Origin of the sequence: Cupriavidus pauculus (assembly GCF_008801835.1) — a bacterium.
GTDB lineage: Bacteria > Pseudomonadota > Gammaproteobacteria > Burkholderiales > Burkholderiaceae > Cupriavidus > Cupriavidus pauculus.
This window is the reverse complement of sequence record NZ_VZOW01000059.1, coordinates 1-12,670: the sequence shown is the minus strand read 5'-3', so window position 1 is coordinate 12,670 and position 12,670 is coordinate 1. Positions and strand designations below refer to the sequence as shown.

11 protein-coding genes and 1 pseudogene are annotated in these 12,670 nt (G+C 66.4%); 7 read left to right on the top strand and 5 right to left on the bottom strand.

Going from position 1 to position 12,670, the window contains the following annotated elements:
* Positions 1-114: 114 nt before the first annotated feature.
* Together F7R19_RS28630 and F7R19_RS28625 are read left to right on the top strand one after the other, a co-directional pair.
* Positions 115-2,100 (top strand): sensor histidine kinase, encoded by a 1,986-nt coding sequence (locus F7R19_RS28630; RefSeq protein ID WP_150982898.1) that lies wholly within the window; start codon positions 115-117, stop codon positions 2,098-2,100.
* Positions 2,101-2,175: 75 nt separating this feature from the next.
* Complete coding sequence (locus F7R19_RS28625; protein WP_150982900.1) at positions 2,176-3,501, top strand: sigma-54-dependent transcriptional regulator; 1,326 nt, start codon at positions 2,176-2,178, stop codon at positions 3,499-3,501.
* Positions 3,502-3,545: 44 nt separating this feature from the next.
* On the opposite strand, the gene F7R19_RS28620 is transcribed toward F7R19_RS28625, so the two are convergent.
* The 3 genes from F7R19_RS28620 to F7R19_RS28610 form a co-directional block, all read right to left on the bottom strand.
* Positions 3,546-5,642, bottom strand: a complete 2,097-nt coding sequence (locus F7R19_RS28620) for an ATP-dependent helicase (protein WP_061959694.1) — start codon at positions 5,640-5,642, stop codon at positions 3,546-3,548.
* A gap of 155 nt (positions 5,643-5,797) precedes the next feature.
* Complete coding sequence (locus tag F7R19_RS28615) at positions 5,798-6,334, bottom strand: TlpA disulfide reductase family protein (RefSeq protein ID WP_061959691.1); 537 nt, start codon at positions 6,332-6,334, stop codon at positions 5,798-5,800.
* Between the two features lie 254 nt (positions 6,335-6,588).
* Positions 6,589-7,086 (bottom strand): thioredoxin fold domain-containing protein, encoded by a 498-nt coding sequence (locus tag F7R19_RS28610; protein WP_407648705.1) that lies wholly within the window; start codon positions 7,084-7,086, stop codon positions 6,589-6,591.
* A gap of 136 nt (positions 7,087-7,222) precedes the next feature.
* Here F7R19_RS28610 and F7R19_RS28605 point away from each other — a divergent pair, with 136 nt between their 5' ends.
* The gene (locus F7R19_RS28605) at positions 7,223-7,807 is read left to right on the top strand and encodes a hypothetical protein (RefSeq protein ID WP_150982897.1); all 585 of its coding nucleotides are present in this window, start codon (positions 7,223-7,225) and stop codon (positions 7,805-7,807) included.
* A gap of 27 nt (positions 7,808-7,834) precedes the next feature.
* Positions 7,835-8,485, top strand: coding sequence for a LysE family transporter (locus tag F7R19_RS28600; protein ID WP_150982896.1), 651 nt, complete (start codon positions 7,835-7,837; stop codon positions 8,483-8,485).
* 341 nt (positions 8,486-8,826) lie between these two features.
* Here the strand turns inward: F7R19_RS28600 and F7R19_RS28595 are convergent, their stop codons facing one another.
* Both F7R19_RS28595 and F7R19_RS28590 read right to left on the bottom strand, forming a co-directional pair.
* Entirely contained in the window at positions 8,827-10,365 is a 1,539-nt protein-coding gene (locus F7R19_RS28595; RefSeq protein ID WP_150982895.1) for a YifB family Mg chelatase-like AAA ATPase, read from the bottom strand.
* A gap of 82 nt (positions 10,366-10,447) precedes the next feature.
* Positions 10,448-10,708, bottom strand: a complete 261-nt coding sequence (locus F7R19_RS28590) for an accessory factor UbiK family protein (protein ID WP_150982894.1) — start codon at positions 10,706-10,708, stop codon at positions 10,448-10,450.
* Positions 10,709-11,222: 514 nt separating this feature from the next.
* On the opposite strand from F7R19_RS28590, the gene F7R19_RS28585 reads away from it, so the two are divergent.
* The 3 genes and pseudogenes from F7R19_RS28585 to F7R19_RS28575 form a co-directional block, all read left to right on the top strand.
* Positions 11,223-12,029 carry a TorF family putative porin gene (locus F7R19_RS28585; protein WP_061960279.1) on the top strand — a complete coding sequence of 269 codons (807 nt, stop codon included), beginning with the start codon at positions 11,223-11,225 and terminating at the stop codon, positions 12,027-12,029.
* Between the two features lie 57 nt (positions 12,030-12,086).
* Entirely contained in the window at positions 12,087-12,425 is a 339-nt protein-coding gene (locus tag F7R19_RS28580) for a P-II family nitrogen regulator (RefSeq protein ID WP_150982893.1), read from the top strand.
* A gap of 32 nt (positions 12,426-12,457) precedes the next feature.
* Positions 12,458-12,670, top strand: a pseudogene (locus F7R19_RS28575) (ammonium transporter); the annotation flags it as partial.

The following is a 12,670-nucleotide window of genomic DNA, read 5'->3' as shown; positions in this document are numbered from 1 at the left end:
CCGGGCGAGGCCGGCCGCGGCATCGCCGGCGCCGCCCGCGCACACCGCGCTGGCACGGCCGCCCCCCGGCACGGCCAGCGGGTATCATCGGCGCAAGAGCTTTCGCGCCCGCCGATGCCCCATTCCGACGACTTCCTTGCCGTGCATGACTCCGCCGCGCCCGCACACTCGCCGGGATCGGCCACGCGCTGGTGGGGTTTTGCCATCGCGCTGCTGGCGGGGCTCGTCGCGCTGTGCGCGCTGACCTGGCTGCTGTCGGTCCAGCGCGGCATCGCTGCGCTGCAGCAGTCCACCGCGATGCGGGCCGACCGCTACGCGGCGACGCTCGAATCCACGCTCGACCGCTACGAATTCCTGCCCGCGCTGGTGTCGCTGCATCCGTCGGTGCGCGCGCTGCTGGCGTCGCCCGAGGATCCCGCGCGCATCGCGGCCGTCAACGACTACCTGGTCGAGGTCAACCGCCGTGCGCGCGCCTCGGCCACCTACGTGATCGCCGCCAACGGGCGCGCGCTGGCCGCCAGCAACCACGGCGAGCCGGGCAGCTTCGTCGGCACCGACTATCGCTTCCGGCCCTATTTCCAGATGGCGTCGCGCGGCGAGATCGGCCGTTTCTACGCCATCGGCGTCACCAGCGACGAGCCCGGCTACTACATCGCGCAGCCGATCGAAGTGGGCGGCAGGGTGATCGGCGTCACGGTGGTCAAGCTCAATCTCGAATGGTTTCCGCGTGCTGGATCCGGGCGGGGCGAGCCGCTCATGGTGTCCGACGAGCACGGCGTGATCTTCCTGTCATCGGTGCCGGCCTGGCAGTACCGCACGCTGCGGCCGCTGCCGCCCGCGCTGCAGGCCGAGTTGCACAACACGCGCCAGTATCACGATGTCGATGTCACGCCATTGCCGATGCAGGCGCTCGATTCGCCGGTGACGCGCTGGCTGGCCGACACCACGCTCGACCAAGGCGAACGGCTGGTGCGCGTGGGCGCGACCAGTACAAGCACCGCGACGGAAGCCGCCGACGCGCAGCCGGGATTGGCCGACGACGGCGCCGATCGATATCTCGAAATCAATCGCGCCGTCGGACCCGCCCGCTGGACCATGCAGGTGATGGCGCCGCTCGATCCGGTGCTGGCCAACGCGCGCAGCGCGACGATCGGCGCCGCGCTCGCGTATGCGTGCATCTGCCTGCTGCTGGTGAACCTGCGGCAACGCCGCCAGCGCGCGCGCGACATGCTGTACAGCCGCCGCCTGCTTGAAGCCGCCTACGACGAGCTGGAGCGCCGCGTGGAGGCGCGCACGGCCGACCTGATGGCCATCAACGAACAACTGGAAGCGGAAGTGGCCGAGCGCACGCGCGCCGAAAGCGAGTTGCGCGCCACCCAGGACGAACTGGTGCAGGCGAGCAAGCTGGCCGCGCTGGGCCAGATGGCCGCCGGGATCACGCATGAACTGAACCAGCCGCTGGCCGCGCTGCGCACGTTTTCGGACAACACCCGCGTGCTGCTCGAACGCGGCCAGCTCGATGCGGCCACCGGCAACCTGTCCGCCATCGCCGATCTGACCGAGCGCATGGGCAAGATCACCGGACAACTGAAGCTGTTTGCCGGCAAGGCGCGGCAGCGGCGCAACGCGGTGCGCGTGCGCGCCGCACTCGATCATGTCCTGCAATTGATGGCGCCGCGCCTCGGACACGTCGCGCTGACCATCAACGGGCTAGACGGCGACGGCGCGGATCTTTCGGTCTGGGCCGACGAACTGAAACTGGAACAGGTGCTGCTGAATCTGGTGGGCAACGCGCTCGACGCGATCGCAGCCGAAGGCCGCACGGATGGGCAGATCGACGTGACGGTGGCGGCCAGCGACGAAACGGTCAGGATCGCGGTGCGCGACAATGGCGCCGGCATAGCCGCCGAAGCCTTGCCGCGCCTGTTCGAACCGTTCTACACCACCAAGGAAATCGGTCAGGGGCTGGGCCTTGGGCTGGCCATCTCGTCGTCGATCGTGCGCGAGTTCGGCGGCCAATTGACTGCCGCGAACGTGGACGGTGGCGGCGCGGAATTCGTGGTGACCTTGCGGCGTGCGCGCCAGCCCGTGCCGGCATGAGGCGCCGCACGCCAGGCGGCGCATCGGGCTGCGGCAGGATCGGTACGGCAACAAAAGGACAGGGAAATGATTGCGATGCATGACGGACTGCGCGTGCTGTTTGTCGAAGACGAACCGCTGGTGCGTCAGGCCACGGCGCAGAGCCTGGAACTGGCGGGCTTTGCGGTGCTGGCGTTGCCGTCGGCTGAGGCGGCGATGCCGCACCTGAACGCCGATTTTCCCGGCGTGCTGGTGACCGACGTGCGACTGTCCGGCGCGTCGGGGCTGGACCTGCTGCATCACTGCCGCAATCTGGCGCCGGGCGTGCCGGTGATTTTGGTCACCGGCCACGGCGACATCACGATGGCCGTGCAGGCGATGCGCGAAGGCGCCTACGACTTTATCGAGAAACCGTTTGGCGCCGACCGCCTGACCGATACCGTACGCCGCGCGCTCGAGCGTCGCGCGCTGGAACTGGAAAACCTGGCATTGCGCCGTGAACTGGCCGGCCCCGCGGCGGGAACGCGCATCATCGGCAGATCGGCCGCCATCGCGCAGGTGCGCGACCTGATCGCCAATGTCGCGGCCACCGACGTGCCGGTGATGATCAACGGCGAGACTGGCACCGGCAAGGAACTGGTGGCGCGCAGCCTGCACGCGTTGTCCACGCGCCGCGACGAGCCGTTTATCGCGCTGAACTGCGGCGCCGTTCCGGAGGCCATTTTCGAAAGCGAAATGTTTGGCCACGAGGCCGGCGCATTTACAGGCGCCGGCAAGCGCCGCGTCGGCAAGCTGGAGCATGCGTCGGGCGGCACGCTGTTTCTCGACGAAATCGAAAGCATGCCGCTGGCGTTGCAGGTGAAGCTGCTGCGCGTGCTGCAGGAGGGCACGCTGGAACGGCTGGGGTCGAATGCATCGGTCCCGATCGACGTACGCATCGTGGCCGCCGCCAAAGGCGATATGGAAGCGCTGGTGGCGCAGGGCGCGTTCCGTCAGGACCTGCTGTATCGACTCAATGTGGTGACGATTCCGTTGCCGCCGCTGCGCGAGCGCCGCGAAGACATCGTGCCGCTGTTCGAGCATTTCATGCTGGTCGCCGCAGTGCGGTATCAGCGCCCCGCGCCAATCCTGTCTGAAATGCAGCGCCAGCAGCTGATGCAGCGGCCGTGGCCCGGCAATGTGCGCGAACTGCGCAATGCGGCGGACCGTCTGGTGCTGGGCGTGCCCGAAGGCGGGCAGGGCGCCGGCAAAACCGACGCCGGCGACGAATCGGTGCCGCTGCGCGAGCGCATGGAGCGCTACGAGCGCGCAGTGATCGCCGATACGCTCGCGCGCACGGGTGGCGCGGTCAGCCAGGCCGCGGATCTGCTGCAAGTCGGCAAGGCGACCTTGTACGACAAGATCAAACGCTACGGACTCTGAGTTCAGCTCCCGACACCGTTGCCGAGGTAACCCTGCGACGCCGCCTACTTCCACATATTCCGCATCCGTCCCGCCAGATCCACCTGCGGCAATGCGGGCTTGGGCGGCGCCTCGCCCGGCATGGGCGGCGGCGGCCACGACCGGCTGTAAAAATTCGGCATCACGCGATTGGGCAGGAAACGTGTGCGCGATGCGTAGACGTGGCGGTCGCCGAAGCCTACCTGGTTGTGCACGTAGAAGCGCTGCGGAACGATCACGTCGAGGTGGTCGCGCGCACGCGTCATGGCGACATACAGCAGCCGCCGTTCTTCTTCGATTTCTTCGGTGGTGCCGGTCGCCAGGTCCGACGGCATGCAGCCGTCCACTGCGTTCAGCACGTAGACGGCCTTCCATTCCTGGCCCTTGGCCGAGTGGATCGTCGACAGGATCAGATAGTCCTCGTCGCGCGAGGGCACGCCCGATTCGTCGCTCGAAGCGCTGGGCGGATCGAGCGTGAGTTCCGTCAGAAAACGCTCGCGCGATGCATAGGTGGCGGCGATCCGCTCGATCTGCTGCAGGTCCGCCTGGCGGGCCGCGGCGTCATCATGCATGCGCTCCAGGTGCGGCAAATACCAGGCGATCACCTGCTCGAATTCCGATGGCCACGGCGACGTCGGCGCCATCAGCGTGCGCGCGAGCGTCAACAGTTCGTCCCAGGCCGGCGCGGCGGCCGGCGGCGCTTCGAATGCTTCCAGCGCGATCAGCGGCTCGGTGGCCGCTTCGAGCCCTTCGAGCACGCGCGCCGCGGTCTTCGGGCCCACGCCGGGCAGCAGTTGCAGCGTACGAAATCCGGCCATGCGATCGCGCGGATTTTCCAGCCAGCGCACCACGGCCATCACGTCCTTGACGTGTGTCGATTCGAGAAACTTCAGGCCGCCGAATTTCACAAAGGGAATATTCCTGCGGGCCAGTTCGATTTCCACCTGCGCGCTGTGATCGGCCGCACGAAACAGCACGGCCTGCTGCATCAGCGCCAATCCCGCTTCGCGACGCGCCAGCACCTGTTCCACCACAAAGCGCGCCTGATCGGCTTCATCGTTGACCACCACTACGCCCGGCTTTTCCGCCGATTCGCGCAGCGACCAGAGATCCTTGGTGAAGCGCTCGGCGGCCAGGCCGATCACGGCGTTGGCCGCGTGCAGGATCGGCTGGGTAGACCGATAGTTTTGCGACAACGTCACCTGTTGTGCGGGCGGCGTGAAGTGCGTCGGGAAATCGAGAATGTTGCGCACCGTGGCGCCACGAAACGCGTAGATCGACTGCGCGTCGTCGCCGACCACCGTCAGGCCGGTGCCGTGCGGCTTGAGCGCCAGCAGGATCGACGCCTGCAGCGCGTTGGTGTCTTGGTATTCGTCCACCAGGATGTGGTCGAAACGTGCGCCCATATCCTGCGCCAGCGCCGGTTCGGTCAGCGCTTGCGCCCAATAAAGCAGCAGGTCGTCGTAGTCGAGCACCTGCTGCTTCTGCTTGGCTTCGACATACGCGGCAAACAGTGTCTTGAGCGCATCGGCCCACATCGTGTAGCGCGGGAACTGCGTTTTCAGCACCACTTCGAGCGGCAACTGTGTGTTCACCACGCGCGAATAGATCGCCAGGCAAGTTTCCTTGCGCGGAAAGCGCGAGGTCTGTTCCGATAAGCCAAGGTCGTGTCGCACCACATGCATCAGATCGGCCGAGTCGCCGCGATCGCTGATGGTGAAGGTGGGCGCCAGCCCGAGCGTTTCCGCATATTCGCGCAACAATCGCGCGCCGATGGCGTGGAAGGTCCCCGACCATTGCAGCGCCGCGCGCCCCGCGCCGGTTTGCGTGCCCAGCGCCTGATCGACGATACGTTCGACGCGGCGGCCCATTTCGGCCGCGGCGCGGCGCGAAAAGGTCAGCAGCAGAATGCGCCGCGGATCGGCGCCGCCCACCACCAGATGCGCCACGCGATGCGCCAGCGTGTTGGTCTTGCCCGATCCCGCGCCGGCGATGATCAGCAGTGGCGCATCGCCCGCGTATTCCACGGCCGCGCGCTGTTCCGGATTCAGTCGGGCAAGGTAAGACGGCGCCTCGGCGACTTCGTCGAGCGCGTCGGGTTCGGCGGCGAGGTCCGGTAACACGGTGGCTGGGATCAAACTGGAAGGCGGCTGGGATGGAAAACTGGCGCCTACTGTATATCCATACAGCTTGGCGTGGCAAGCCGCGCGGATCAGCCGTGCGTCGGCACAACAAAAAAGGTGCCTCCAAGGCACCTTTTCAGTAGCGTTCCGATGGTTCAGGCCGCGCTGGCCAGCGCGCCATCGAGCAGTTTGTGCAGCGCATCCCATTCGGGCTCGCCGACGTAGCGCTTAAGAATCTTGCCGTTCTTGTCCACGACGAAGGTGGTGGGCGTCAGCTGGACATTGCCGAATGCCTTGGCCGCCGCGCCGTCCGAATCCATCGCCACCTTGAACGGCAGTTCGCGCGTCTTGGCGTAATTGACCACGTACATCGGCGGATCGTAGTTCATCGCCACGGCAACGAAATCGAGACCCTTGTCCTTGTATTGCTTGTACGTGTTGACCATCTGCGGCATTTCCTTGACGCAGGTGACGCAGCTGGTTGCCCAGAAATTGATCAGGTAGACCTTGCCCTTGAGATCGGTCGTGCTGATTTTTTGTCCCGAGAGCAACGTGAAGGTGGCGTCCGGAACGGCGCTGGCCGGGCTCAGTGCGCGATAGCCGAAGAAGCCCAGCAGCGCGACGACCACCACGGCGACGGCGATGGGCCAGCGCTTGCGTGACGGTGCGGCGGGGGTGACGGAATTGGACATGAGGTGTTGGTTCCGGGAATGAAGCACTCGATCAGGAGTCCGACGACGTGGTCCGAACGAGGCTCCGGTTCAATAACGAAGCCCACGGGCACAGGCCCAGCGGGGCGGCCTGATGCCGGGTCGGCAGCTATTCTACTGCCGCGCGGCCGCCGCCGCCGGCTGGACAGGCAAGGCGCCACTGCCCTGCGGCAATTCGCCGCAATTGTGCAGGAAAAGCCAATTGCGCTCGCACAGGGGACGGGCCGCACCGATGTCTACTGGGATGCCGCGGATTTGCTGGCGATCTTGGCGCGGGCCTCGTCGATGGCCTGTTCCAGATAGGCGCCATAGAAATCGGGCTGCATGCCGCGCAGCGGATTGGCCAGATTGCGGCCATTGCGATCGAGGAACAGCACGGTGGGCGCTATTGAGATATTGCGCGCCCGCGCCCATTGCCTGGCTGTCGTCATGGTGCCATCGGCGTCGCGGATCGGCGTGTCGGCGGTCATGTCGATTTCGCGTGCGGCGATCTCGCCGGTGGCCGACTGCGGGCCAAGATAGTTGCGGCGTACGGTTTCGCAATAGGTGCAATCGGGCAGACTGACCAGTACCACCAGCGGTTCTCCGCGCTTGGCCGCGGCGCTGGTCTGTGCGGCGATGTCGGTCATGGCGGGCAGGTGGGACGCAGCGTGGGCCGCGCCGACGGCGCTGGCCAGCGCCAGGGCCATCCATGTGAAGATCGCGGCGGTGCGCATCGGGGGGCGTGCAGACATATCGACCTCGCAAATTCAAGCTTGCCGGGCGCCCGGTGTCATTTTCGAATGCGCGGGCGCGCGGCTTCCCGGATAATACCGGCTTGCGTGCGCCCGTGCCGCGGCTGGGCGCACGCGCCGGCCGCCCCCATTTTTCATGTCCCCAATGCTTCGCTTCCGCAAGCGTGTCTATCTGCTGTGCGCCGTGCTCTGGTGCGCGTTGTCGGCGTGTTCGCCGAAATACGACTGGCGCACGACCATTTCCAACGATGGCAAATATGCCGCGCTCTATCCCGGCAAGCCCACCAGCGCCGCGCGCGATGTATCGATCGCCGGCCGGAAAATGCCGATGACGATGGAGGCGGCGCGCATCGGCGAAACCCTGTTTGCGGTTGGCGTCGTCACGTTGCCGACCAATGACGCCGAGCTACGTCGCGAGGCGTTGGCGTCGATGCAGGCCGGCCTCGTGGCCAACCTCGGCGCGCATCCCGATACGCCGCCGCACGCGCGGCAGGTCACCGTGATGTCGGCCGCGCAACCGCCGGTCCCGCTCGACGCCGTGGAGGTGTCGGTGGCCGGCGTGTCGCCACAGGACAAAGCGCCGCGCCGGCTGACCGCGCGACTGGTGGCGACAGGTTTGCACGTTTATCAGGCCGTGGTACTGGAAGCCGGCGACGCCGCGCGCGATGCGCGCCAGGCAGAGCAGGTCGAACAGTTTCTCGGCGGTTTTCACCCGTTTTAGAACGTTATCGATCAAGGGAGAGCAGCAATGCGTTGGGAAGTTTGGCTGGCCTATTTTGCGGCGTGCTGGGTAATTGCCGTTTCGCCGGGGTCCGGCGCCGTCCTGTCGATGAGCCACGGGTTGTCGTACGGATTGAAGAAGACCTCGACGACGATCCTGGGGCTGCAGACCGGGCTGGTGGTCATCCTGCTGATTGCCGGCGGCGGGCTCGGTGCACTGCTGCTGGCGTCCGAGGAAGCGTTCCTCGTCGTGAAGACGATCGGCGCGATGTATCTGATCTACCTGGGCGTGCAGCAGTGGCGTGCGAAGGTACAAACCAGTCCGCAGGACGCAAACGGGCGACAGGGCGATGTCCGCGTCACGGTCATGAGCCGGCGCCGTCGATTTGTCACCGGCCTGCTGACCAACGTGACCAATCCCAAGGGGATCATTTTCATGGTCGCGGTGCTGCCGCAGTTCATCGACCCGAGCCATCCGCTCGGTGTGCAACTGGCGATTCTGGCCGCCACGATGTGCTTTGTGGATCTGATCGTGATGCATGGCTATGCGCTGCTGGCATCGCGCATGCAGGGCCTGTTCCGCAATGCGCGCGCCGTGCGCTGGCAGAACCGTTTCTTCGGCGGCGTGCTGATGGCAGTCGGCACGGCGCTGTTCTTCGTGCGCCGCCATCACGCCTGATCGCGCCTGATCTTCCCAAGGCGCGCGGTGCGCGAGGATCGCGCGTCGCTGGCATCGGGCGGCCGAGTTTGCTTCAATGGGAGTGATTGCCAATGCCTGGAGAGTGCAATGCGAGATGTCCATCGACCGAGAATCCTGCCCGGCGCCCATCGCGAGCCCCCGCCTGACGAACCGCAGCCACCGGGATTTCCGCCCGACCAACCGCCCATCGAGGACCCTCCGGCCCCGCCTGGCGAACCGCCGGTGTGACGCGCCACGCTTGCCGCCCATCCATGCCCGCCTCGGCGGGCATTTGTTCGTCTGGAATCGGCCAGGCGCGGCCGGCCGCGCATTCCGCACGCCTAGGCGCTGCGCAGGACGCGCCGGTACTGGATCGCTTCGGCCACGTGGCCGGCGTCCAGCACGTCGCAATCGGCAAGATCGGCAATCGTGCGCGCCACCTTGAGAACCCTGAAATACGCGCGCGCCGACCACCCAAGCTTTTCGATCGCGCTGCGCAGCAGCGTCTGGGCTTCGGCGTCGAGCGGGCAATGCGTGTCGATGTCGCGGCCCGCCAGCGCACTGTTCGGCATGCCCTGGCGCGCCATCTGACGCTGCCGCGCGAGCACCGCACGATCGCGCAGCACGGCGCTTCGCTCGCCGGGCGGGCCATCGAAGATTTCCTGCTGACTTTGCGCGGGCACATGGATCTGCAGGTCTACGCGATCCAGCAATGGGCCCGAGATGCGCGACTGGTAGCGCTGGATCTGGTCCGGCGTGCAGCGGCACATCCGCGTGGGGTGGCCCAGATAGCCGCATGGGCACGGGTTCATGGCCGCGACGAATTGGAAACGCGCCGGGAAATCGGCCTGTGCGGCGGCGCGCGATATCGTGATGCGGCCGGTTTCCAGCGGCTCGCGCAGAACTTCCAGCACGCGGCGCTCGAACTCCGGCAGTTCATCGAGGAACAGCACGCCGTGATGGGCCAATGAAATTTCACCGGGGCGTGGATTGCCTCCACCGCCGACCATGGCCGGCGCGCTGGCGGTGTGGTGCGGGCTGCGGAATGGCCGCCGTCCCCATAGCGCCGGGTGGAATCCGCCGGTCGACAGGCTTTGCAGCGCGGCGGCCTCCAGCGCCTCGGCTTCGGTCATCGGCGGCAGCAGCCCGGGAAAGCGCTGGGCGAGCATCGATTTGCCGGTGCCCGGCGGCCCGACCAGCAGCACCGAATGCTGACCCGCCGCGGCGATTTCCATCGCGCGGCGGGCCTGCGCCTGGCCGCGCACGTCGCGCATGTCCGGGCCGGCGTCGGTGTCGACGGGGCGGCGAGGCGGCTGGGCGCGCGGCAAGGGCTGCTCGGGCGGCAGTCCGATGTGATGGCAGACGTCGCGCAGCGTGGCGCCGGCAAACACCGACAGGTCTTCGACCAGCGCCGCCTCGCGGCCGTTGTCTCCTGCAACGATAAAGGCCCGCGCCGCGTGACCGTGGGATACGCGCGCGCGGTTGTCTTGCGCCAGCCCCATTGCCATGGCCAGCGCGCCGCGCACGGGGCGCAGATCGCCGGCCAGCGACAGCTCGCCGGCAAACTCGAAGGCATCCAGCCTGTCGCCCGGCACTTGCCCGCTGGCCGCCAGGATGCCCAGCGCGATCGCCAGGTCGAACCGGCCCGACTCCTTGGGCAGGTCCGCCGGCGCCAGATTGACGGTGATACGGCGGTTCGGAAATTCGAATTCGCTGTTCAGCAAGGCCGCGCGCACGCGCTCGCGGCTCTCGCGCACTTCGGTATCGGCAAGGCCGACGATATTGAACGCGGGCAGGCCGTTGGCCAGATGGATTTCCACCGAGACGGGCGGGGCGTCGATGCCGGTCAGCGCGCGGCTGCGCAGGACAGCGAGGCTCATACGTTTTCGAAAGTGTTAACGAAAAAGGCCACCGGATCACGGTGGCCTTGCTGGCGTTGCGCGGGGCGGCTGGCGCGCCGGGTCATACCCCTGTCGACGGTGTGCCGGCGCCGGCGCGGGCTTCCAGCGCCGCGACGCGGGCTTCCAGTTCTTCCAGGCGCGCGCGGGTGCGCGCCAGCACTTGCGACTGCACGTCGAATTCCTCGCGCGTGACCAGGTCCAGGCGGGAAAAGCCCTGGCTCATCATGCTGCGCACGTTTTTCTCGATGTCCTTGGCAGGCGAGTTGCGCAGCGCTTCGCTGATCTTGTTTTGCAGGTCGTTGAAGAGATCGGTCGGTTTCATTTGGAACTCCTGTAGTGACCAATTTGATATTTCAGGGCCGGTCTGCCGCACTTTGATGACGCATTTGTCACGCATGCACCGCAATGGGGCGATGCGACAGACGGTGGTGCTCATCGCCGCGCTTGTCCGATGCACCCGACTGGGGCGCAACGGGCTGGGTGGCAGCCGACCGGGCGATGCGCGGACGCGATACGCCATGCGCGCTGCACTTGACCCTTCCTGACGCGGATTATGGCGCTTCGGCCGCCGCCATGAAAGCTCCGACAAGGCTTGCTCACATCTTTTCACGCAATTTAGGAGGGATCCCATGTGCGCGGGATCGTTCGGCAAGTGGTGTCGACCGCGCTTGCCGACGATCCGCGGTGCCTTGGCAAGGCATGCGCTGGCACGGGGCGGATCAGCTGGCACGGCAGTTGCAGTACCGGTGTCCAGGAGCGTCGACAGCCCAAGAGCAAAAAAAGCAGCAGATCCCTCTTAACGAGCCCGCGAAGATCAAGGAAAAGGAGAAAACCAGATGAAGACGTCGAGCCTCGCAGTCAGCGCCGCTGCGGTCCTGCTCAGCCTCGCCGCCCCGGTTGCGTTCGCGCAGACCGCACCGGACGCCGCCCCGCCTGCAGCCCCCGCACCCGCCGCCGAGCCGGCATCGCCCCACACATTCACGGCCAACGTGTCGCTGGTCTCTGACTATCGCTATCGCGGTATCAGCCAGACCAATCTGCGTCCGGCCATCCAGGGCGGGTTCGACTATTCGCACGAAAGCGGCTTCTACGTCGGCAACTGGAACTCGAGCATCAGCTGGCTCGAAGATGCTGACTCGTCGGTGTCCGCGCCGGTCGAAATGGATTTCTACGGCGGCTTCAAGAACACCTTCCAGGTGTCCGGGCTCGATTTCAACTATGACTTCGGCGTGCTGCAGTACTACTACCCGGGCGGCTACACCACCACGCGTCCGTACACGACCGAGCTCTACGGCGGCATCGGCTATGGTCCGGTGTTCCTGAAGTATTCGCATGCCGTGACGAACCTGTTCGGCGTGGACGACAGCAAGAACAGCTACTACGTGGACCTGACCGCCAACGTGCCGCTGAATTTCTGGGATCTGACCTTCAACGCCCATGTGGGCTACCAGCATGTGTCGCGCCATAGCGATGCGTCGTACACGGACTGGAAGGTCGGCTTGACCAAGGACCTGGGCAAGGGCTTTGCGCTGTCGGTGGCGTATGTCGACACCAACGCGAAGGAGTCGTTCTATACCAGCGCCAACCGCGGCCGCTACCTCGGCAAGGCGGCAGCCTGGGCGTCGATCACCAAGACTTTCTAAACACCAAGCTTCAGGGCGGGCGGCCCGCAGCGGCTGGCTGCCCCAAGGAGATATCCGATGAAACTCATCATTGCTGTCATCAAGCCGTTCAAGCTCGACGAGGTGCGTGAAGCGCTCTCGGACGTGGGCGTGTCCGGCATCACCGTGACCGAAGTCAAAGGATTCGGTCGCCAGAAGGGCCATACGGAGCTGTACCGCGGCGCCGAATACATCGTCGATTTCCTGCCCAAGGTGAAGATCGAGGTGGCGGTCCCCGATGAAGTGGTGGAGCGCGCCATCGAAGCCATCGAGAAGTCGGCGCGTACCGGCAAGATTGGCGACGGCAAGATCTTCATCGCGCCGATCGAACAGGTCATTCGGATCCGCACCGGCGAGACCGGCGGCGATGCGCTGTGACAACAGAAAGACGAGAGACAGAGGTCAAGCAAATGAAAACCTGGATCAAGCGATTCCTGACGGCCGGCGCGATGGCGCTGGCGCTCGGCACGGCCGGCCTCGGCCTGTCCACCCATGCCGTGGCGCAGGACAAGCCCGCCGCGGAGGCCTCGGCCCCGGCCGCCACCGCAGCAGCTGGGCCCGCAGCTGCCGCACCGGCCGCGCCAGCTGCCCCGGCTGCTGCCGCCGCCCCTGCCGAAGCCGCG

Excerpts from the sequence above, each read along its gene's own strand:
- F7R19_RS28630 (WP_150982898.1), top strand. The coding sequence starts at position 115 with ATGCCCCATTCCGACGACTTCCTTGCCGTGCATGACTCCGCCGCGCCC.
- F7R19_RS28625 (WP_150982900.1), top strand. The coding sequence starts at position 2,176 with ATGCATGACGGACTGCGCGTGCTGTTTGTCGAAGACGAACCGCTGGTG.
- F7R19_RS28615 (WP_061959691.1), bottom strand. The coding sequence starts at position 6,334 with ATGTCCAATTCCGTCACCCCCGCCGCACCGTCACGCAAGCGCTGGCCC.
- F7R19_RS28610 (WP_407648705.1), bottom strand. The coding sequence starts at position 7,086 with ATGTCTGCACGCCCCCCGATGCGCACCGCCGCGATCTTCACATGGATG.
- F7R19_RS28605 (WP_150982897.1), top strand. The coding sequence starts at position 7,223 with ATGTCCCCAATGCTTCGCTTCCGCAAGCGTGTCTATCTGCTGTGCGCC.
- F7R19_RS28600 (WP_150982896.1), top strand. The coding sequence starts at position 7,835 with ATGCGTTGGGAAGTTTGGCTGGCCTATTTTGCGGCGTGCTGGGTAATT.
- F7R19_RS28595 (WP_150982895.1), bottom strand. The coding sequence starts at position 10,365 with ATGAGCCTCGCTGTCCTGCGCAGCCGCGCGCTGACCGGCATCGACGCC.
- F7R19_RS28590 (WP_150982894.1), bottom strand. The coding sequence starts at position 10,708 with ATGAAACCGACCGATCTCTTCAACGACCTGCAAAACAAGATCAGCGAA.
- F7R19_RS28585 (WP_061960279.1), top strand. The coding sequence starts at position 11,223 with ATGAAGACGTCGAGCCTCGCAGTCAGCGCCGCTGCGGTCCTGCTCAGC.
- F7R19_RS28580 (WP_150982893.1), top strand. The coding sequence starts at position 12,087 with ATGAAACTCATCATTGCTGTCATCAAGCCGTTCAAGCTCGACGAGGTG.